This window comes from Exiguobacterium sp. s152, from assembly GCF_018618335.1.
GTDB classification, from domain to species: Bacteria; Bacillota; Bacilli; order Exiguobacteriales; family Exiguobacteriaceae; genus Exiguobacterium; species Exiguobacterium chiriqhucha.
Genome location: NZ_JACSLX010000003.1, coordinates 280,449 through 299,718, shown reverse-complemented (window position 1 = coordinate 299,718; position 19,270 = coordinate 280,449). Strand labels below are relative to the sequence as shown.

Genomic DNA, 19,270 nt, shown 5'->3' with positions numbered 1-19,270 from the left:
CGATTGTAGGTACGCTACAATGAACATAATGATGTATGTCTAATGGAGAGGAGGAGGAAGATGAGGTTCGATGGTCTAGACGCGATGAAGTCGCTCTCAGAACGCCAATACGTCGATACGCTCGTCGTCCCGCTCGTCGAATTGGCGTTTGATGAGGACATGGTGCGGAAAGCCGAAGGAAACGAAGTCATCCAGGCGGTGGCACTTGAAACCGAGCGCCAATTGTCCGGCCGGACGATGCTAAGCCCGACAATCAGTTATGTCGACGCGGAGGCAGGGCGTGCGCTCGCCGAACAAGTTACTGTTCAGGCGACGGCATCGGGGTTTACCCATGTGTTGTTCATCTCCTCGGATTTGCGTTTCAAGGGCTCTGAACTGCCGATTATTTTCGTTCCGCCGCTTGCGTTGAAAGGCATGTCCGGCGAGCAGTCGCACACGATGGTTCAAAATTTTGCGACGCAAGTCATTACCGATCTTTCGAGCCGTTGGATGGCGACATGAAGCGGTTGACGTGGAGGTTTTATTGATATACTATTTTGTTGAGTGAGAAATTTTTGTGAAGAATGCATAAAGAATTATGGGGTTATGCACACGAATGAGGGGGGAACGAAATGGCTCAAAATGGGTCAAAAGTCACACGCCGTCAGTTCTTAACGTATACGTTGACTGGTGTAGGTGGCTTTATGGCGGCAACATTGATCAGTCCGATGGTCAACTTTGCGATCGATCCGGTCTTAAAAAAATCGGGAGCGGGCGATAAAGTAAAAGTCATCAGTCTTGATGACATCACGACTGAGCCGCAACGTGTCGACTTTAAGAAACAAACGCAAGATGCTTGGTATGAATTTGAAGAAACGCTTTCGGCGTGGGTATTTAAAGATGAGAGCGGCGAAATCATCGCCTTGTCTCCAATTTGTACGCACCTCGGCTGCCAAGTAGGATATGGTGGAGACCCGACTCGACCGACAGAATTCTTCTGCCCGTGTCACTTCGGTCGCTATGAGAAAGATGGAACGAACATTCCTGGTACGCCTCCGACTGCACCACTTGCACGCTACGAAAAAGAAGAAAAAGACGGCTTCCTATACTTGGGCAGTCCAGTCGCACAGTTGTGAGAGGGGGAATAGTCGATGTTACAAAAAATTTATGATTGGGTCGATGAACGCGTCGACATCACGCCGTTATGGCGCGACATCGCTGACCATGAAGTTCCAGAACACGTCAACCCTGCCCATCACTTTTCAGCATTTGTTTATTGCTTCGGCGGTCTGACGTTCTTCACGATCGTGATTCAAATTCTGTCAGGGATGTTCTTGACGATGTACTATGTACCAGACATCATCAACGCGCACGCGTCGGTGTACTATCTTCAAAACGAGATCGCGCACGGACAAATCGTTCGTGGGATGCACCACTGGGGCGCATCGGTTGCGATCGTCATGTTGTTCTTACATACGCTCCGCGTATTCTTTACCGGGTCGTATAAGAAACCTCGCGAACTCAACTGGGTCGTCGGTGTTCTCTTGTTCTTCGTTGTCTTGGCGCTTGGTCTTACAGGGTACTTGTTGCCGTGGGATATGAAAGCGTTGTTCGCGACGAAAGTTACACTTCAAATTGCCGAGAGTGTCCCGGTCATTGGTGGTATCGCCAAAACGCTTCTCGCCGGTGGCGAGATCGTCGGCGCACGGACGCTCACGAACTTCTTCGCCATTCACGTCTTCTTCTTACCGGCGGCCTTGTTCGGACTCCTCGGAGCCCACTTCTTGATGATTCGTAAGCAAGGGATCTCAGGACCGCTATAAGCCGAATCGAAGACAAAAAGGAGGAGAAACGATATGCATCGCGGTAAAGGGATGAAATTTGTAACCGACTCTCGAGTAGGAATCTCGAATCGGAAACAAAATATTGCTAAAGACTATTCAGAGTATCCAGGACGCACGGAAGCGTTCTGGCCGAACTTCTTGTTGAAAGAGTGGATGGTCGGTTCGGTCTTCTTGATCGGATTCATCGCCTTGACGATTGTCGAGGCCCCACCGCTCCAAAACATCGCCGACCCAACGAACACGTCATACATTCCGCTTCCGGACTGGTATTTCTTGTTCTTGTATCAATTGCTCAAGTATCAGTTCGCAGCAGGGGATTGGATCTTGCTTGGGACGGTCATCTTGCCAGGGGTCGCTTTCACGGCGCTCTTGATCGCACCATGGCTCGACCAAGGACTCGAACGCCGTCCGGCCAAACGTCCGATCGCCATTAGCTTCATGCTTCTCGGCGTGTTGTCGATTTTCTACTTGACGTGGGAATCGGTTCAAACGACGCACTGGGATCAAGTTCATGAACAAGGGATCTTGGAAGTTCCGGGCGAGGGCCCTGAAATCGATACGGCCGCACCTGGCTATGAGATTTACTCGGCTCAGTCTTGTGTGAACTGTCACGGTCAGAACCTCGAAGGCGGGGCAGCAGCTCCTGCACTCGTCGGCACACAGTATACGGCCGAAGAGATCGCGGATATCGCGGTCAACGGTGTCGGTACGATGCCAGCCGGTCAATGGGATGGTTCGGATGAAGATCTCCAAGCCATGTCTGAATTCATCGCTTCATACGGTGAAGGCGGCGAAAACAACCAATAATCGATTGGTTCAAGAAGCGTGGCCCGTCTAACGGGTCACGCTTCTTTTTACTTCGCCTCCGTTGCGCTACAATAGAGAAAAAAAGGATGGAATACACGAATGATACATATGCTACGCCCGATTCTCACCCATCGGACCGTCTTGGTGCTCTTGTTCATCATCAACTTGTTCGGAACGATTTACGGATATGTCTGGTATGAGCCCCAGCTCCGTGACACACCGCTCATCTATTGGCCGTTCGTGCCGGACAGTCCGACAGCTTCGCTCTTCTTCACGGTCGTGCTCGGCTTATGGATTGCCGGGAAGAAGTCGCCCCTCATGGAGACGCTCGCCTTCGTGACGCTCATCAAATACGGGGTATGGGCCGTCATCATGAACATCTTGTTCTTACGGGAACTCGGTCCGGATGCCGAGACGTTCACCGTGCTCATGGCCGTCATGCTGATGGTGTCACACGGGGCGATGGCGTTCCAGGCGCTGTTGTACGCACCGTTCATGACATGGACGGTCCGCTCGTTCGTCTTGACGCTCATCTGGGTCATCCATAACGACGTCGTTGACTACGTGCTCGGACAATGGCCGCGTTATCCGTCACTGGCCGAACATATCGCCTGGATCGGCTACGGGTCGTTCTGGTTGACCGGAATATGTTTTTTTATGGGATACCACATCATCCTACGCACTTCGCTTGATAATAAGTTCATTAGAATGTAAAATCAGATTATCAAATACACGCAGAGGTGATAGAGAACATGTCATTAGGTGGCTATATTTTCTATCTTGCACTGATTATGCTCATTCCGTTATGGGCCCAGATGCGAGTGAAAAGTACGTACAAAAAGTTTCTCCAACAACCGATTCAAAGCGGAGTCACGGGTGCACAGGTCGCTGACTTCATCATGAAACAAAACGGCGTTCAAAACGTCCGGATCGAGATGGTCGATGGTTTGATGAGTGACCATTACGACCCGGTCAATAAAGTCGTCCGTCTGTCGCGCGAAGTGTATCAAGGCGCGACGATTTCATCCGCTGCGATTGCGGCCCACGAGATCGGCCACGTGATTCAAGATGCGACCGATTATAAGATGATGCGGGTCCGTCATCGTCTCGTCCCGGTCGTGAACATCACGTCGAACTTGTCGTTCCCACTTCTCTTAGGTGGTTTCTTGCTCGGCGCGATGGGTCTCGCTCAACTCGGTGTCATCATGATGCTCGGGGCGGTCGTGTTCCAGCTTGTCACGTTACCGGTCGAATTCGATGCCTCGAAACGGGCCATGGCTGAATTGACGAGCCACGGTATCGTCACGGCAACGGAAGAGTCGGGCGCACGCAAAGTGCTCAACGCGGCAGCTTGGACATATGTGGCGGCCACACTCGTCGCCGTCGCCGAACTGATCCGTTTGGCACTCATCGTCTTTATGCCACGTGATGAGTAGAATCAAGGGTCCCGTCCACGTGACGGGACTTTTTCATTTCGCTTTTGAAAGGAGCAGCCGATGAATCACCCACGATTGACGAAAGCGGGGCGTCTCCGCTTGCAGGAGCAGCTCGAGACGTTGCGTGGCGATAGCCGGCGCGAGGCGCTCGAACGCGTCAAGACGGCCCGGAAGTTTTGTGATTTCCGTGAAGACGTGACGTATGCGGACGCGGTCCGGGAACAAGAGCAGATTGAGACTAAAATTATCGAACTGGAGCGTCTGCTCGCTGATGCCGTCATCGTCGACGAGGGTCGGCCCGACGTCGTCGCGTTCGGGAGCCGAGTCGTCATTCGGGAATTACCGGACGGGAACGATGAGACGTATCGCCTCGTCGGTGAGCTCGAGGCTGATTTGGCGGAAGGAACGATTTCCGTATCGTCCCCGCTCGGTAGCGGGTTGATGGGAGGCGTTGTCGGTCAATCCGTATCAATCGCTTCACCGGGCGGCCCACTCGATTTTGAGATCGTCCAGATCGAGCAATAATGAAACGCCCCGTTCATCCGAACGGGGCGTCGTTTGTCGTGACTTATTTCAGCGGGACACGGTTCTCATCGAACGTGAACCCTTCACCGCCGACCTCATAGACGTGGTGGAACGTGACGAAGGCGTGCGGGTCGATCTGTTTGACGATTGTCTTCAACCGATTGACTTCGTTTCGTCCAACGACGACGTATAGCACTTCGAGCTCTTTATTCGAATAGCCGCCCTTGGCGAGGAGCCGTGTCGTCCCGCGGTTCATCGTGGCGTGAATCCCGTCAGCGATGGCCGTACGATGATCGCTGATAATCATGGCGGCCTTGCCGGCGTATGTCCCTTCTTGCATCGAGTCGATGACGCGGGCACCGATATAGACGGCGAGGAGCGTGTACATCGCCTCGCGGATATCGAGATACGTCAAACTGAGGACGATGACGAAAAAGTCGAACACGAGGAACGTCTTGCCGATTGACCAGCCAACATAACGTTGGACGAGCCGGGCGATGATATCGACGCCTCCCGTCGTCCCGCCGTTATTGAAGATGATGCCGAGACCGACTCCGATGAAGAGACCGGCGAATAGACTCGCGAGCACCATATCGTCCGTCAAATCGATGATTAGATTCGAGTACTTGGCGATGAGGGCGTACCAGAGCGAGAAACTGAACGTCCCGATGAGCGTATAGATGAACGTCGTCCGCCCGAGCAGCTTGTAGCTGACAAAAAAGAGCGGGATGTTGAGCGCCAAGTTCGTGATCGATGGCGACCAGTCGAACAAACCGCGCAGAATCAAGGTGATGCCCGTGAATCCGCCTTCCGCCAAATTGTTCTGGACGTTGAAATGATAGACGCCGAACGCGAAGATAAAGGAACCAATTAAAATAAAGAATATATTGCGAAACCGAATCGGTAATTGTACCGTCATTTGGTTCACCTCCCACCTAGTAGCGTACTCGAAAAACCTCTCGATTGACTACCCTCTACATATGACATTCTGCGATGAGTCCGATATAATTTTCACAGAAGAGGTGATTTTATGAAAATAGTAGCAATCGGGGCCCATCCAGACGATATCGAAATCGGAATCGCCGGCATGACCGCCCAATGGACCGAGGCCGGGGTCGACGTCCTATACGTCGATTTGACGAGAGCGGAGCTGTCTTCGAACGGGGACGTCGTCACACGCGGCATCGAAGCCGAAACGGCCGATCGGGTGCTCGGCATCCGTCGCATCAATCTCGGGTTCCCGGACCGGGGCCTGACCGGGGACACCACGCAAATCGAGGCAATCGTCCGATTGATTCGGTCCGAGCGTCCGACACACGTCCTGTATCCATACGGCATCGACCGCCATCCCGACCACGGCGCCTGCGCCCGACTCGTCGAGGAGGCGCTCTTTAATGCCGGAATCCGTAAATACATGCCCGACGTCCCGGCATATCGGCCGTCGAGCGTCTATCAATATATGATTAACGCCCATACGACACCGGACGTCTGCATCGACATCACAGGGACAATCGAGCAAAAACTTGACGCCTTGCGCGCCTATGCCAGTCAGTTCACACCGGTCGACGGCGTGGCAACGCCGCTCACGGACGCCTATCTCGAACGGGTGTTGGCGCGGGAACGTCACTTCGGCAGCTTAATCGGGACCGCATATGCGGAAGGGTTGATGACGAGTCGCCCGTACGTCGTCCATCGGGCAGGTGAGCTCACATGAGTCTACGAATCGGAGTTCTCTGTTATCCGTCGGTCGGGGGTTCGGGCATTCTCGCCACCGAGCTCGGGATGAAACTCGCCGACCGGGGCCATGACGTCCATTTCATCACGTCGAGCATCCCATTCCGATTGAACGCCTATCATCCGAACATCACGTTCCACCAAGTCGAGATCAATCAATACTCGGTGTTCCGGTATCCACCGTACGACATCACGCTGGCGTCGAAGATTGCGAGCGTCATCCGGGCGTTCGGCCTCGATGTCATCCACGCCCACTATGCGGTGCCGCACGCCGTCTGTGCCGCCCTCGGACGCGAGATGGCGGGGACAAAGACACCGATCGTGTCGACACTCCATGGCACGGATATCACCGTGCTCGGGGAAGATGAGGAATTGAAGCCGGCGATTTTGTACGGCTTACGCCAATCGAACGCCATCACGGCCGTCTCGGACAGTTTGAAGCAAGAGACGCTCGAGCGGATTGGGTCCGACTTATCGATTGACGTCATCCACAACTTCATCGATGAGGCGGTCTATCAACCGCAGGCCGACACGTCGCTCCGCGAACGGTATGGCTTGTCCGATCAAGACCGGGTCGTCATCCATATCTCGAACTTCCGGCAAGTGAAGCGAATCGATCTCGTGCTCGAGGCGTTCCAGCAGATGAACGTCCCACATAAGAAACTGCTCCTCGTCGGCGACGGTCCGCTCATGGGAGCGATGCGCCGCCTCGTGAGCGAAATGGGACTCGAAGAGCAAGTCATCTTCGCCGGGAAGCAAGAACAAGTGGCGGCGCTCTTGTCGATTTGCGACGTCCACATCCTGTTATCGGACAAAGAGGCGTTCGGTCTCGTCGCGCTCGAGGCGATGGCGACGGGCGTCCCGTCGGTCGTCAGCGATGCGGGCGGATTGCCGGAAGTCATCACTGACGGCGTGGAAGGGTTCGTCGTCAAACGCGGCGACGCGCTCGCGGCGACGAGAGCGCTCGAAGCGATTTTGCTCGACGGGGAACTGCATGCACGCTTCCGCACGAACGGGCTCGAACGGGCCAAACAGTTCGCGTCGGCTGATATCGTCACGGCATATGAATCGCTTTATGAACAGGTGGTGCGCCCATGACGGAATGGGAATACGCCAAACAGATTATCGAAACGATTAACGCCCACGGCGGCGAAGCGTATATCGTCGGGGGGGCCGTCCGCGACTATATGCGCGGTACGCTTCCGGATGACATCGATATCGCCACGTCGCTCTTTCCGGACGAAGTCATGCGCTTGTTCCCGAAATCGGTACCGACCGGAATCGATCACGGCACAGTGACGGTCATTCTCGACCATCATCCGTTCGAAGTGACGACGTTCCGGTCGGAAGGGACCTATTCGGATTCGAGACGGCCCGACCACGTGTCGCTCGGCGTCTCGCTCGAGGAGGATATGAAACGGCGCGACTTCACGATGAACGCGATGGCGTTCCACGATGGCAACGTCGTCGATTTGTTCGGCGGTCGGATGGATCTTGAGGCGCGTGTCATTCGTACCGTCGGCAGCCCGTACGAACGCTTCAATGAGGACGCGCTCCGCATCATGCGGGCGTTCCGCTTCATGGCCCAGCTCGATTTCCGTCTCGATGACGACGTGCAACGGGCTTCCCGCGAACTCGGTCATAAACTGCAAGACATCGCGATGGAGCGGGTCGCCATCGAGTTTGAGAAGCTGATGGTCGGTCCGGCGTATCGAAAAGCGCTGGCGGCGATACTGGACCTCGGCATCCATCAGTACTTACCGAACGTCTCGGCAGAACTGATTGAGCGCGTCATCGCCGACAGACGGACGCCGGTCAATCCGGTCGGCGGCTGGGCGCTGTTCGTCCATCATGCCGCTGCGACCGATTGGTTGACGCCGTGGAAACGCTCGAACGCGCTGAAACGGGAAGCGATCGTGCTCGCCCGGTTGTTCACGACCGGCCTCGACACGTTCACGATTTACGAGACGACGACGGCGACGCTCTCGACGTATCTCGACATGTCGGGTCGGACGGAGACGGCTGAACAGTTGAAGCGGCAGTTGCCGATTCAATCGCGCCGGGAGCTTCGCTTCGACGGCCGTGACGCGCTCCAAATCGGGGCCAAGGGTCCGCTCATCAAACAAATGCTCGCCCACGTCGAACGGCTCGTGCTGGAAGGCGAGCTCGCCAACGAACCGGAACCGTTACGAAAGGAGGCGAAACGATGGCTTCAACACGCGGAAAAGTATTAAACCTGTTGCAGGACGGGACCGTCTGGAGTGGTCAGGAGTTGGCCCGTCAATTTAATATTTCACGTACCGCTATTTGGAAGCATATTGAGATGTTAAAACAAGATGGGTATGCGATTGAGACGATTCCTCGAAAAGGGTATCAATTGTTCGGCCAGACCGACCGACTCGATGAGCCAGCGTTCGTATCGTTCCGAAAAGGACGCTTCGGACAAGCCGTCCATGCGTTTGATCAAGTCGATACGACCCAACGCATCGCCCATGAATTGGCGCAAAAAGGCGTCCTCGAAGGAACGCTCGTCATCAGCGAGGAGCAGACAGCGGGACGAGGCCAACTCGGCCGGAACTGGTATAATCCGAGCCACGTCAATATCGCGGCGAGTGTCATCCTGCGCCCGGCGTTGCCGATTCGCGACGCCTCGAAGCTGACGCTCATGGCGGCGAGCGCGTTCGCGCGCGCCCTGCATGCGCAAGGTATCCCGGCTACCATCAAATGGCCGAATGACTTGTTGCTCAATGGGAAAAAAATCGGCGGCATCTTGACCGAGATGCAGACGGAGGGTGACCGGATTCAAGCCGTCATCCTCGGATTCGGGTTGAACGTCAATAGCGATGTCATCCCGGACGAGCTCGCCCATCGCGCGACGTCCATCAAGCTTGAAACGAATCAGACGTATCGGAGAAGCGAGTTGCTCGCGCACTTGCTCGCCGAGCTCGAGACGGAATACGATTTGTTCCTCGCCTCAGGATTTGATTCTGTGCGCGCCCATTGGCTCGAACACGCCGCCTATCTAAACGAACCGGTGACGTTGACGGCGTCAGGGAAGCCAAGACGCGGGACGATGCGCGGCATTTCAGAGGAAGGGGCACTCCTGTTGGAACATGAAGGAACGGTCGAGCCGATTTATTCTGCCGAGATCGCAGTTTGGAATGATTGATGGAAACGGGTTCGTGGTCTATAATGAATGTGCCGGACGCTATCGCTCGCGAAGTGTACCAGTACTGCAGACCGTCACTACATTTTTTTGTCTGCCTTGATCATTTTGACAGGGACAGAAGGACACTCATCTACTTGAGATTGTTTTCGTGCGCCTTCTTACCATTCGTGTAGGAAGGCGTTTTTTCTAACCTGTCTCCACATTAGGAGGAGAACTATATGCATACGATGACTTCGTTATTGAAGAAGATGAAGCAAGAAGAAAAATTAGTTATGTTGACTGCCTACGATTACCCGTCCGCGAAACTGGCCGAGGCTGCAGGCGTCGATATCATTTTAGTCGGGGACTCGCTCGGGATGGTCGTGCTCGGTTACGATTCGACGATTCCTGTGACAATCTCGGACATGGTCCATCACGCGAAAGCGGTTCGCCGCGGGGCCCGTGACACGTTCGTCATCGTCGATATGCCGTTCGCGACATACCACGGTGATTTCGACCGCACGCTTCAAGCGGCCGCGACGTTGTTCCAAGACGGACAAGCCGATGCGATTAAACTTGAAGGGGCGGGTGAGGTGCTTGAAACGATCGAGCGTCTGACGAAAGTCGGTATGCCGTGTGTCGCCCACCTTGGTCTCACTCCGCAATCGGTCGGTGTGCTCGAAGGTTATAAAGTACAAGGCAAGTCGCTCGAAGACGCAGAACAGTTGATTGCCGATAGCCTCGAGGCGGAGCGGGTCGGCGCGAAGATGCTCGTCCTCGAGTGTGTGCCGCATCAATTGGCCAAAAAGATTGCCGAGGCGCTCAGCATCCCGGTCATCGGAATCGGTGCGGGTGCCGATGTGGATGGCCAAGTACTCGTCTATCACGATATCTTGAAATATGGCGTCGACCGCCTTCCGAAGTTCGTCGAGGCATATGCCGACGTGAATGAAGTAGCGACGACAGCAATCCGCAATTACGTCGATGCGACGAAAGACGGCTCGTTCCCGCTCGAACGGCACACGTTCACGATGGATGAGTCATTGCTCGACACGCTCTACGGGGGCAAGGCATGAACATCGTCACGACCCCACGTTCGTTACAAGAAGCATTGACAGGTGTCGGGACGATCGGTTTCGTCCCGACGATGGGTTATTTGCATGAAGGGCACCTCAGTCTCGTCGAAGCAGCCAAGTCAGAAAACGACCTCGTCGTCATGAGTATCTTTGTCAACCCGACCCAGTTCGGACCGAACGAAGACCTCGACCGCTATCCGCGTGATTTCGAGCGGGACGAGGCACTCGCTCGCGAGGCGGGTGTCGACGTCTTGTTCTACCCGAACACGGAGACGATGTATCCGCTCGACATGGCACGTGTGACGGTGCGCACCGGCGCTGACGTCTTATGCGGGGCCAGTCGTCCCGGTCATTTCGATGGCGTCTTGACCGTCGTCTCGAAACTGTTCAATCTCGTCCGTCCGACCCGCGCTTACTTTGGGTTGAAGGATGCGCAACAGGTCGCTCTAATCGAAGGTTACGTCCGCGACTATTTCGTCCCGGTCGAGATTCGCCGCTGTGCGATTATCCGTGAACCGTCGGGCCTTGCGAAATCGTCCCGTAACGTCTATTTGTCGGAGTCAGAGAAGGCGGATGCGAGTGACATCAACCGTGCCTTGATTGAGGCGCGAGACGCCCTTGCGCAAGGTGAGGCGATTCGAGACGTGATGGCACGGCTCGAGGACCGCTTGAAGCACATTCCGAGCAGTACGATCGACTATGTCGAAATCAAAGACTATCCGACGTTGACCGAGGTGACCTCCGCGTCAACCGAACTATTGATTGCTGTAGCGGTGCAGTTCGAACGGGCCCGCTTGATTGATAATGTGATTTGGAAGAAAGGATGAATCCAATGATTCGAACATTTATGCACGCAAAACTACACAAGGCGACCGTCACCGAGGCGAATTTACATTACGTCGGCTCGATCACGATCGATGAAGATTTAATGGATGCGGTCGGGATCATGGAGAACGAGCATGTCCACATCACGAACAACCATAACGGGGCTCGCATCGAGACGTACGTCATCAAGGGCGAACGAGGCTCAGGTGTCGTCTGTTTGAACGGGGCTGCGGCCCGTCACTTCCAAGTCGGGGACGTCGTCATCATCATGGCGTACGGTCAAATGACGGCCGAGGAAGCGAAACAACATCGTCCGAAAGTCGCCGTCTTGAACGAGCGAAACGAGATTGATCAACTTCTATACGAAGAAATCGCCCATACGATTTTATAAGACGAACGGGGATGTCCGCGAGAGGCATCCCCGTTTTTTCGTGTATCGTTCTATGGTAAGATGAGACAGACAGAAAGCACGAGCGTGCCGAAGATGGGATGGATGTTATGGACACCTATGTGATAGTGGATTTGGAGACGACTGGTCATTCCGTCAAGTCCGGCGACGAATTGATTGAATTTGCGGCGGTGGTCGTTCAAGGGAGTGAAGTGATTGAGCGCTACAGTACCTTGATTCGTCCGAGTCGCCCAATCCCGCCTTTTATCACGCAGTTGACGACGATCACGAATCAAGACGTGGCGGAAGCCCCGACGTTTGAGGAAGTGATCCCAGATATATGGAAGATGCTAGACGGGCGGATTTTTGTCGCCCATAATGTATCGTTTGATTTGAATTTTTTGAATGAAAGCTTAGAGTTGGCCGGGTATATCCCGTTCCAGGGCCGGGCCATCGACACGGTCGAGCTGGCGCGGATTCTATACCCGACGCTCGAGAGCCACGCACTCGAGTCGCTCGCCGAGACGTTCAACCTCGTCCACACCGACGCGCACCGCGCGCTCAGCGACGCCGAGGCAACGGCTGAACTGTTCGTTCGCTTGGTCGAGCGGTTGCGAGCGTTACCGCTCGTCACGCTAAAACAATTGCGGCGGTTGTCCGAGTCGTGGACGAGCAACGTCGAGCCGCTGCTCGATGAGTTGATCATTCAAGTCGGGATCCGGGCCGACGACGAGACGACGTACGATGTTCATCGGAAAATCGCACTGAGACGTCTCGTCGACACGTTCGAACCCGCCATCGAACGCGAGCCGTTCGAGCCGTTCCTTCACCGGACGATTGAAGAGACGCTCCCGGCATTGTTCGGGCAATTCGAGCCGCGGCAAAGTCAATTTGAGATGATGCGCCACGTCTATAAAGCGCTCGATGACGAAGCGACACTGTTAATCGAGGCGGGGACAGGGACCGGAAAAACGTTGGCGTATTTGATTCCGAGCGCACATCACGCGCTCGAGACGAAACGACCGGTCGTCGTCAGCACACATACGATTCAATTGCAGGAACAGCTGTTGACTCGAGATTTGCCGATTTTAAAAGCGATTTTCCCTGAAGTCGAATTCACGTTGTTGAAAGGGAGACGCAATTACATCGACCTCCGCAAGTTCGAGATGATTCTCGAGGAGGAGAACGAAGGCTTGCTCCCAGCGATGTGCAAGGCGATGGTACTCGTCTGGTTGACCGAGACCGTGACAGGCGACTTGGAAGAGTTGTCGCTACCAGGCGCGGCGTCACAAGGGCCGGCCTCGTTCAAACGGCTCATCCAAGCCGACGCGGCCTCGGACTTCGGCCGCTTTGACCCGTGGTATAGCCGGGACTTCTTCACCCGGGCCGTCTTGCGCTCGAAAGAGGCCGATATCATCGTGACGAACCACGCCTTATTGTTCTCTGATTTGCAGCATCAGGCCGGGATTCTTCCGACCGATACGCCGCTCATCTTAGATGAGGCCCATCAAGTCGAGGAAGTCGCGTCGCATCACTTCGGTGTGACGTTCGACGCGATTCAGTTCGACCGCTTGTTCAAGTGGTTCGGTTACGGCGCCGATGGCAAGTTCCATTCACGCGTGCTCGGACTCGCTGATTTGACGGCCGTCGCAGAAGAAGCCGAGGCGTTCAGCAAGGCGACCGATCAAGCGCTCGCCCGCGTCGACGATGAACTGAACGATTTGCTCACGGCGCTCCAGTCGCTCGGTAAAAAGCGGGAGCAACGTCAAACCGTCCGCTTTGAGCGGGAAGGGGAGCCGTTCCGTCCGATTCGGGAAGTGGCGAAGCGACTCGAAGACCGTCTGCGGACACTCCGGACGACGCTCCGGCAACTGCATCGCCTTCTCGATGAGCATAAAGAACATATGACGTTCAAACAACGGGCCGTACTCGGGGATTTGAAGGCGTTCATCGGGGACGTGCGCGATATCGAGAGCGTGCTCTACGAGACGATGCTCACGCGGGATGACGATGCTGTCAGTTGGGTCGAACTCAATCTGGCCAATCGTAAGTTGACTTCGGTGTATACGCAACCGGTCGAAATCGGTCTGCTCTTGCATGAACGACTGTTCGCCAAGCGTTCGACCGTCTTGACGTCGGCGACGATGACCGTTTCGGGCCGATTCGGATTCATCGAACGCCGTCTTGGACTCGACGGCGAGGATGTCCGTCGCGTCGTCCTGGCGTCACCGTTTGATTTCAAGAAACAAGCGAAACTGTTCGTGCCATCCGATATCCCGCTCATCAACGAGGTTCCGTTGCCGCGGTTCGTCGAACAGATTGCAGGCTCGATTGCCCAAATCGCCAATGTGACGAAAGGACGGATGCTCGTCTTGTTCACATCGAACGAACTGTTGCGGTTGACGCACGAGGCCGTCAAAGACCAGCTTGATGAAGGTTATACGCTCCTCGCCCAAGGCGTCAGCGGCGGATCACGCAGCCGTTTGACGAAACAATTCAAGCGCATCGACCAATCGATTTTGTTCGGGACGGCCAGCTTCTGGGAAGGCGTCGACATTCCGGGCGAGGCACTCACTTGCCTCATTATCGTCCGACTCCCGTTCGCCCCGCCCGACCAACCGGTCATGCAGGCGCGGTCCGAGAAAATCGAGGCGACAGGCAAATCGTCATTCTTCGAGCTGTCACTCCCGCAAGCGGTCATCCGCTTTAAACAAGGGGTCGGCCGTCTGATTCGCTCGAAAGAGGATTACGGCGCCATCTTCGTCTTTGACCGTCGTGTCGAGACGACCCGTTATGGGAAGCAGTTCATCAACAGTTTGCCGGCCGTCGACCGAATCGACGGTCCGCTCGAGACTGCACTCGCCGAACTGGAGCTATTTTTAGACGAGAAAGAAAAGACCGGCCTAGGAAATCAGAGATAACGCTAGGCATCGTGATATTATCGTTTTATAATAATGGGTATAGTGTTTTTTGAAGGAGGAGTAATCATGAATTCGAATATCGAGACGTTGGCGACGGTTCGAATCGAGCCGACGGCAGATGTATACAAAATTGTCGACTTGTTGAACCGCACGTTGAAGGGCCAAGATTTAATGTTCGGTCTTGCTTTAGAGAAAAAAGTGAATGATCCGAAGAAAGAAGAGATGGTGTTCACCATCTATCGGACGGAATGACACGGAAGACCAAAGTAGTGGTTGCGTTCATGACGGCACTCATCGGTGCCGTCATCGTATTTAGTGGCATCTATTGGTTCACGGTCGGTCATACCGAGCGCACGAAAGACAAGATGATCGAGGCGGCACGCGAGCGTCTCGAGACCGAGCAACCGTCCGTCAACATCGAACGGGCCGAGCTGTATAACGGGACGGAACCGTATGTCGTCTTCGAGGAGACGGATCAAGTCCAGTTCGTGCCAGTCGATGACAAGTTGCCGATTGTGACGCGTGACATCGCGTCGGTCGACTTAGATCAAGTCTGTGCCGAATCGGTCGCAGAAACGGGCGGGTCACTCGTCAGCTGTAAATACGGGTTTGACGAACGGGCCTTGATTGAGGTCGTGACGAAATCGGGCGCATCGTATACGTATTCGTATTATACGCTCCAAGCGGGCGAATTTATTCGACGGGTCCAATTGACGGACTCGTAACGAAACCAAGGGGGAGTTTTTGTGGAACATCTATTGGCACAACGTGTAAAGCAGTTGACACCTTCAACGACACTCGCCATCACAGCGAAAGCGAAAGCGTTAAAGGCTTCGGGACAAGACGTCATCGGCCTCGGCGCCGGGGAACCGGACTTCAATACGCCGGAACGCATTATCGAGGCAGCCTGTCAGGCCGCGCGCGATGGTGACACGAAGTATACGCCATCAGGCGGGACGGTCGAATTGAAAGACGCGATCATCGAGAAGACGAAGCGCGACAGCAACTTGACGTTCACGCGTGCGGAGGTCATGGTCGCCTCAGGTGCGAAGCATGCCCTCTATACATTGTTCCAAGCGATTTTAGATGAAGGCGACGAAGTCATCATCCCGGTACCGTACTGGGTCAGCTATCCGGAGCAAGTGAAGCTCGCGGACGGTGTCCCGGTGTACGTCGATACGAATGAGTCGACGATGTTCAAATTGACGCCAGAGTTGCTCGAGGCGGCCATCACGGAACGGACGAAAGCGGTCATCTTGAACAGTCCGTCGAACCCGACCGGTATGATTTATACCGAGGCCGAACTGTCGGCACTCGCGGACGTCATCAAACGACACGATTTGCTCGTCGTCAGTGACGAGATTTATGAGAAACTCGTCTACGGCGATGCGGAGTTCGTCTCAATCGCGACGCTTCCAGGGATGTTGGAGCGGACAATCATCATCAATGGCGTCTCGAAGTCACACGCGATGACCGGATGGCGCATCGGTTATGCGGTCGGCGATAAGACGATTATTGAGGCGATGACGAACCTCGCATCGCACTCGACATCGAACCCGACGTCAATCGCCCAAGCGGCGGCGGTCGAAGCGTATAACGGACCACAAGACGACGTCGAGATGATGCGTGTCTCATTCGCGGAACGACTCGAGATCGTTTATGAGCGTTTGATTGCCATCCCAGGCATCACATGCTTGAAGCCGCAAGGCGCATTTTACTTATATGCCAACGCCAAAGAGGCGGCATTGATGAGCGGATATGACTCGGTCGACGCATGGTGTGAGGCCGTACTCGGCGAAGCGTTTGTCGCCCTCGTTCCAGGCTCAGGTTTCGGACAGGACGACTACGTCCGCTTGTCTTATGCAACAGAATTGAAACGGGTATTAGAAGCGCTCGATCGAGTAGAAGACTTCATTACACGTAAAGCTCGATAAGCGAAAGGATGGATATGGATATGACAACTATTTCAATCAGCCAATTTAAAGATTACGAAGGCCAGACGGTCCGCGTCGGAGCCTGGATCGCCAACAAACGTTCGAGTGGAAAGATCGCTTTCCTTCAACTTCGTGACGGGAGCGGTTTCGCTCAAGCCGTCGTCGTCAAAGCCGATGTAGCCGAAGCGTTGTTCGCGCTCGCTAAAGGCGTGACGCAAGAAACTTCGGTCTGGGTCACCGGTACGGTCAAATCGGACGGCGGGCGCACGCCGCTCGGCTTCGAGCTCGAAGTGACGGCGATGGAAGTGATTGCAGAATCAATCGACTATCCGATCACACCGAAAGAGCACGGTACCGAGTTCTTGATGGACAACCGTCACCTTTGGCTCCGTTCGCGTCGCCAGCACGCGATCATGAAAGTTCGTAACGAATTGATTCGGGCGACGTATGAGTTCTACAACCAAGAAGGTTTCGTGAAAATCGATCCACCAATCATCACGTCGAGTGCACCGGAAGGAACGACTGAGTTGTTCGAGACAGATTACTTCGGACAACCGGCCTACTTGTCACAAACGGGCCAGCTATACATGGAAGCTGCCGCGATGGCACTTGGCAAAGTTTTCTCGTTCGGACCGACGTTCCGGGCCGAGAAATCGAAGACGCGCCGCCACTTGATCGAGTTCTGGATGATCGAGCCGGAGATGGCATTCTTCGACCACGACATGAGCCTCGAGCTCCAAGAGCGCTACGTCTCGTATATCGCCAAATCGGCGCTCGAAAACTGCCGCAACGAATTGGAACTGCTCGGACGCGACTTGTCGAAACTTGAGAAAGTCCAAGCACCGTTCCCGCGTGTCCGTTACACCGATGCGATCAAGTTCTTAAAAGACGAAGGCTTCGACGACATCGAGTACGGCGACGATTTCGGTGCCCCGCACGAGACGGCCATCGCCAACGCGCATGACCTCCCGGTGTTCATCACACATTGGCCGAAAGACATCAAGCCGTTCTATATGAAAGTCGATTCGGAAAACCCGGAACTCGTCCTCTGTGCCGACTTGATCGCACCGGAAGGCTACGGCGAGATTATCGGCGGTTCGCAACGTGAAGACGATTACGACCGGTTGAAAGAAGAAATCATCAAAGAAGGTCTCGATGAGACGGACGCGTACGACTGGTACCTCGAACTTCGCAAATACGGATCGGTCCCGCACTCTGGCTTCGGTCTTGGTCTTGAGCGTACGGTCGCCTGGATTAGCGGTATCGAGCATATCCGCGAAGCGATTCCGTTCCCACGCCTCTTGAACCGCATTCACCCATAATCGCCAATCGGGGATGACTTCGTCTTCCCCGATTGATTTGTCTAGAAAGGATGTGCGACATGGATGCACATAATCTAATCAAGCTGTTCGAACAAAATCCAGTCGTCGTTCCGAGAAAACTGTTCACGGAGGCGCGTCGCCTCAACTTGAGTCCGGTCGAGTTCAATCTCGTCATCCACTTGCTTGAGATGACAGGGGAAGGTATTGAGATGCCGCTTCCGAGCGAACTCGGAGACCGAATGAACGTGGCCGAAAGCGAGGCTCGTTCCGTTTTGCTCGGCTTGCTCCAAAAAGAGTTGATCGCCATCGATGCGTCGACCGAGGTTGAACGATACAGTCTGCTCCCGTTGTTCCTTGCGCTCGAAGAAGGGGCGACACCTGAAAAATCGGCTCATTCGTTAAATGAGAACATCATTCATACGTTTGAGCGCGAATTCGGGACGATCACTCCGTTCGAGATCGAACAGATTGTCGGTTGGTTGACCGAGGACGGCTTCAGTGAAGAGCTGATTATGGCCGCGCTTCGGGAAGCAAAGCTTCGCAACGTACGCAACTTTAAATATATGGACAAGATTCTCAGAGTGTGGCAAGACCACAACGTCGAGTCACTCGAGGACCTCGTCGATTATCAACGGAGGAAAAAGTGATGTTGACGAGAGCCCAATTGACCGAAGTGTCTGACACGATGCGTCGCATGTTCCCGGACGCCCACTGTGAGTTGACGCACCGTAATCCGTTCGAGCTTGTCGTGGCCGTGGCGTTATCGGCGCAGGCGACCGATGCACTCGTCAACAAAGTGACGCCTGGTCTGTTCGAGACCTATCCGACCGTCGAATCGATGGCCGCTGCTGACGTCGCCGACATTGAGGCGTTAATCAAGCGCATCGGTCTGTATCGGAACAAGGCGAAAAACATGAAGGCGCTCTCGATGCAAATCGTAGAACGTCACGACGGGATCGTCCCGTCGGATCGCGAATCGCTCGAGGCGTTGCCTGGCGTCGGACGGAAGACGGCGAACGTCGTCTTGTCCGTCGCATTTCACGAACCGGCATTCGCCGTCGACACGCACGTCGAGCGTGTCTCGAAACGTCTCGGTATCTGTCGTTGGAAAGATAACGTCCGTCAAGTCGAGGACACGCTCATGAAGAAGTTCCCGCGCGAAGAATGGTCACAGCTCCATCACCAGTTCATCTTCTTCGGCCGGTATCACTGCAAAGCGCAACGTCCTGCTTGCGAGACATGTCCGCTGCTCGATATGTGCCGCGAAGGGAAAAAACGAATGAAGTCCAAGCAAGCGACCGGACAATGAACGAAAAAACTGCCTTGCCGAA

The 19,270-nt window shown here is 54.8% G+C and carries 22 protein-coding genes; 21 read left to right on the top strand and 1 reads right to left on the bottom strand.

From position 1 onward, the window contains the following. Positions 1-60 precede the first annotated feature (60 nt). From KNP72_RS08315 to KNP72_RS08285, 7 genes are all read left to right on the top strand, one after another. Positions 61-501 carry a DUF2487 family protein gene (locus KNP72_RS08315; protein ID WP_021067207.1) on the top strand — a complete coding sequence of 147 codons (441 nt, stop codon included), beginning with the start codon at positions 61-63 and terminating at the stop codon, positions 499-501. A gap of 110 nt (positions 502-611) precedes the next feature. After that, positions 612-1,115 carry a QcrA and Rieske domain-containing protein gene (locus tag KNP72_RS08310; protein ID WP_021067208.1) on the top strand — a complete coding sequence of 168 codons (504 nt, stop codon included), beginning with the start codon at positions 612-614 and terminating at the stop codon, positions 1,113-1,115. Between the two features lie 15 nt (positions 1,116-1,130). Continuing rightward, positions 1,131-1,802 carry a menaquinol-cytochrome c reductase cytochrome b subunit gene (gene qcrB / locus KNP72_RS08305; protein ID WP_021067209.1) on the top strand — a complete coding sequence of 224 codons (672 nt, stop codon included), beginning with the start codon at positions 1,131-1,133 and terminating at the stop codon, positions 1,800-1,802. A gap of 33 nt (positions 1,803-1,835) precedes the next feature. Continuing rightward, positions 1,836-2,630 (top strand): menaquinol-cytochrome c reductase cytochrome b/c subunit, encoded by a 795-nt coding sequence (locus tag KNP72_RS08300; RefSeq protein WP_214832839.1) that lies wholly within the window; start codon positions 1,836-1,838, stop codon positions 2,628-2,630. 99 nt (positions 2,631-2,729) lie between these two features. After that, entirely contained in the window at positions 2,730-3,344 is a 615-nt protein-coding gene (locus tag KNP72_RS08295; RefSeq protein ID WP_021067211.1) for a DUF1405 domain-containing protein, read from the top strand. A 38-nt stretch (positions 3,345-3,382) separates the two neighbouring features. Further along, positions 3,383-4,066 (top strand): zinc metallopeptidase, encoded by a 684-nt coding sequence (locus KNP72_RS08290; protein WP_214832837.1) that lies wholly within the window; start codon positions 3,383-3,385, stop codon positions 4,064-4,066. Between the two features lie 60 nt (positions 4,067-4,126). Continuing rightward, a complete protein-coding gene (locus KNP72_RS08285; RefSeq protein ID WP_214832835.1) occupies positions 4,127-4,591 on the top strand; it encodes a GreA/GreB family elongation factor in 465 nt (154 codons plus the stop codon). Between the two features lie 43 nt (positions 4,592-4,634). Here KNP72_RS08285 and KNP72_RS08280 read toward each other — a convergent pair whose 3' ends face one another. Further along, positions 4,635-5,510, bottom strand: a complete 876-nt coding sequence (locus KNP72_RS08280; RefSeq protein ID WP_021067214.1) for a YitT family protein — start codon at positions 5,508-5,510, stop codon at positions 4,635-4,637. 111 nt (positions 5,511-5,621) lie between these two features. Between KNP72_RS08280 and bshB1 the strand changes: the two genes are divergently transcribed. The 14 genes from bshB1 (at position 5,622) to nth (ending at position 19,248) form a co-directional block, all read left to right on the top strand. Next, positions 5,622-6,305, top strand: coding sequence for a bacillithiol biosynthesis deacetylase BshB1 (gene bshB1 / locus KNP72_RS08275; protein ID WP_214832833.1), 684 nt, complete (start codon positions 5,622-5,624; stop codon positions 6,303-6,305). Then, the gene (gene bshA, locus KNP72_RS08270) at positions 6,302-7,423 is read left to right on the top strand and encodes an N-acetyl-alpha-D-glucosaminyl L-malate synthase BshA (protein WP_021067216.1); all 1,122 of its coding nucleotides are present in this window, start codon (positions 6,302-6,304) and stop codon (positions 7,421-7,423) included. Before bshB1 ends, bshA begins: the two co-directional genes overlap by 4 nt. Continuing rightward, positions 7,420-8,559, top strand: a complete 1,140-nt coding sequence (locus KNP72_RS08265; RefSeq protein WP_214832831.1) for a CCA tRNA nucleotidyltransferase — start codon at positions 7,420-7,422, stop codon at positions 8,557-8,559. The genes bshA and KNP72_RS08265 overlap by 4 nt, the downstream gene beginning before the upstream one ends. Then, positions 8,532-9,494 carry a biotin--[acetyl-CoA-carboxylase] ligase gene (locus KNP72_RS08260; RefSeq protein ID WP_214832829.1) on the top strand — a complete coding sequence of 321 codons (963 nt, stop codon included), beginning with the start codon at positions 8,532-8,534 and terminating at the stop codon, positions 9,492-9,494. The genes KNP72_RS08265 and KNP72_RS08260 overlap by 28 nt, the downstream gene beginning before the upstream one ends. A gap of 218 nt (positions 9,495-9,712) precedes the next feature. Then, positions 9,713-10,549: a 3-methyl-2-oxobutanoate hydroxymethyltransferase gene (gene panB / locus KNP72_RS08255; RefSeq protein ID WP_214719756.1), complete on the top strand. Its 837-nt coding sequence runs from the start codon at positions 9,713-9,715 to the stop codon at positions 10,547-10,549. Further along, positions 10,546-11,376 (top strand): pantoate--beta-alanine ligase, encoded by an 831-nt coding sequence (gene panC / locus KNP72_RS08250; protein ID WP_214719755.1) that lies wholly within the window; start codon positions 10,546-10,548, stop codon positions 11,374-11,376. Before panB ends, panC begins: the two co-directional genes overlap by 4 nt. Before the next feature lie 5 nt (positions 11,377-11,381). Continuing rightward, a complete protein-coding gene (panD, locus tag KNP72_RS08245) occupies positions 11,382-11,765 on the top strand; it encodes an aspartate 1-decarboxylase (protein ID WP_021067221.1) in 384 nt (127 codons plus the stop codon). Positions 11,766-11,863: 98 nt separating this feature from the next. Beyond that, positions 11,864-14,683 (top strand): ATP-dependent DNA helicase DinG, encoded by a 2,820-nt coding sequence (gene dinG / locus KNP72_RS08240; RefSeq protein ID WP_251128935.1) that lies wholly within the window; start codon positions 11,864-11,866, stop codon positions 14,681-14,683. A 66-nt stretch (positions 14,684-14,749) separates the two neighbouring features. Next, positions 14,750-14,935 (top strand): YpmA family protein, encoded by a 186-nt coding sequence (locus tag KNP72_RS08235; RefSeq protein ID WP_021067223.1) that lies wholly within the window; start codon positions 14,750-14,752, stop codon positions 14,933-14,935. After that, entirely contained in the window at positions 14,932-15,408 is a 477-nt protein-coding gene (locus KNP72_RS08230; RefSeq protein ID WP_214832827.1) for a hypothetical protein, read from the top strand. Before KNP72_RS08235 ends, KNP72_RS08230 begins: the two co-directional genes overlap by 4 nt. A gap of 21 nt (positions 15,409-15,429) precedes the next feature. After that, complete coding sequence (locus tag KNP72_RS08225) at positions 15,430-16,617, top strand: pyridoxal phosphate-dependent aminotransferase (protein ID WP_214832825.1); 1,188 nt, start codon at positions 15,430-15,432, stop codon at positions 16,615-16,617. 20 nt (positions 16,618-16,637) lie between these two features. Continuing rightward, positions 16,638-17,939 carry an asparagine--tRNA ligase gene (gene asnS, locus KNP72_RS08220; RefSeq protein ID WP_214719751.1) on the top strand — a complete coding sequence of 434 codons (1,302 nt, stop codon included), beginning with the start codon at positions 16,638-16,640 and terminating at the stop codon, positions 17,937-17,939. 59 nt (positions 17,940-17,998) lie between these two features. After that, positions 17,999-18,586, top strand: a complete 588-nt coding sequence (locus KNP72_RS08215) for a DnaD domain-containing protein (protein WP_021067227.1) — start codon at positions 17,999-18,001, stop codon at positions 18,584-18,586. Further along, complete coding sequence (nth, locus tag KNP72_RS08210) at positions 18,586-19,248, top strand: endonuclease III (protein ID WP_214832823.1); 663 nt, start codon at positions 18,586-18,588, stop codon at positions 19,246-19,248. Before KNP72_RS08215 ends, nth begins: the two co-directional genes overlap by 1 nt. Positions 19,249-19,270: the final 22 nt, after the last annotated feature.

What these genes read in the sequence shown, in the direction of transcription:
- KNP72_RS08315 (WP_021067207.1), top strand. Translation starts at nt 61, where the DNA reads ATGAGGTTCGATGGTCTAGACGCGATGAAGTCGCTCTCAGAACGCCAA.
- KNP72_RS08310 (WP_021067208.1), top strand. Translation starts at nt 612, where the DNA reads ATGGCTCAAAATGGGTCAAAAGTCACACGCCGTCAGTTCTTAACGTAT.
- qcrB (WP_021067209.1), top strand. Translation starts at nt 1,131, where the DNA reads ATGTTACAAAAAATTTATGATTGGGTCGATGAACGCGTCGACATCACG.
- KNP72_RS08300 (WP_214832839.1), top strand. Translation starts at nt 1,836, where the DNA reads ATGCATCGCGGTAAAGGGATGAAATTTGTAACCGACTCTCGAGTAGGA.
- KNP72_RS08295 (WP_021067211.1), top strand. Translation starts at nt 2,730, where the DNA reads ATGATACATATGCTACGCCCGATTCTCACCCATCGGACCGTCTTGGTG.
- KNP72_RS08290 (WP_214832837.1), top strand. Translation starts at nt 3,383, where the DNA reads ATGTCATTAGGTGGCTATATTTTCTATCTTGCACTGATTATGCTCATT.
- KNP72_RS08285 (WP_214832835.1), top strand. Translation starts at nt 4,127, where the DNA reads ATGAATCACCCACGATTGACGAAAGCGGGGCGTCTCCGCTTGCAGGAG.
- KNP72_RS08280 (WP_021067214.1), bottom strand. Translation starts at nt 5,510, where the DNA reads ATGACGGTACAATTACCGATTCGGTTTCGCAATATATTCTTTATTTTA.
- bshB1 (WP_214832833.1), top strand. Translation starts at nt 5,622, where the DNA reads ATGAAAATAGTAGCAATCGGGGCCCATCCAGACGATATCGAAATCGGA.
- bshA (WP_021067216.1), top strand. Translation starts at nt 6,302, where the DNA reads ATGAGTCTACGAATCGGAGTTCTCTGTTATCCGTCGGTCGGGGGTTCG.
- KNP72_RS08265 (WP_214832831.1), top strand. Translation starts at nt 7,420, where the DNA reads ATGACGGAATGGGAATACGCCAAACAGATTATCGAAACGATTAACGCC.
- KNP72_RS08260 (WP_214832829.1), top strand. Translation starts at nt 8,532, where the DNA reads ATGGCTTCAACACGCGGAAAAGTATTAAACCTGTTGCAGGACGGGACC.
- panB (WP_214719756.1), top strand. Translation starts at nt 9,713, where the DNA reads ATGCATACGATGACTTCGTTATTGAAGAAGATGAAGCAAGAAGAAAAA.
- panC (WP_214719755.1), top strand. Translation starts at nt 10,546, where the DNA reads ATGAACATCGTCACGACCCCACGTTCGTTACAAGAAGCATTGACAGGT.
- panD (WP_021067221.1), top strand. Translation starts at nt 11,382, where the DNA reads ATGATTCGAACATTTATGCACGCAAAACTACACAAGGCGACCGTCACC.
- dinG (WP_251128935.1), top strand. Translation starts at nt 11,864, where the DNA reads ATGGATGTTATGGACACCTATGTGATAGTGGATTTGGAGACGACTGGT.
- KNP72_RS08235 (WP_021067223.1), top strand. Translation starts at nt 14,750, where the DNA reads ATGAATTCGAATATCGAGACGTTGGCGACGGTTCGAATCGAGCCGACG.
- KNP72_RS08230 (WP_214832827.1), top strand. Translation starts at nt 14,932, where the DNA reads ATGACACGGAAGACCAAAGTAGTGGTTGCGTTCATGACGGCACTCATC.
- asnS (WP_214719751.1), top strand. Translation starts at nt 16,638, where the DNA reads ATGACAACTATTTCAATCAGCCAATTTAAAGATTACGAAGGCCAGACG.
- KNP72_RS08215 (WP_021067227.1), top strand. Translation starts at nt 17,999, where the DNA reads ATGGATGCACATAATCTAATCAAGCTGTTCGAACAAAATCCAGTCGTC.
- nth (WP_214832823.1), top strand. Translation starts at nt 18,586, where the DNA reads ATGTTGACGAGAGCCCAATTGACCGAAGTGTCTGACACGATGCGTCGC.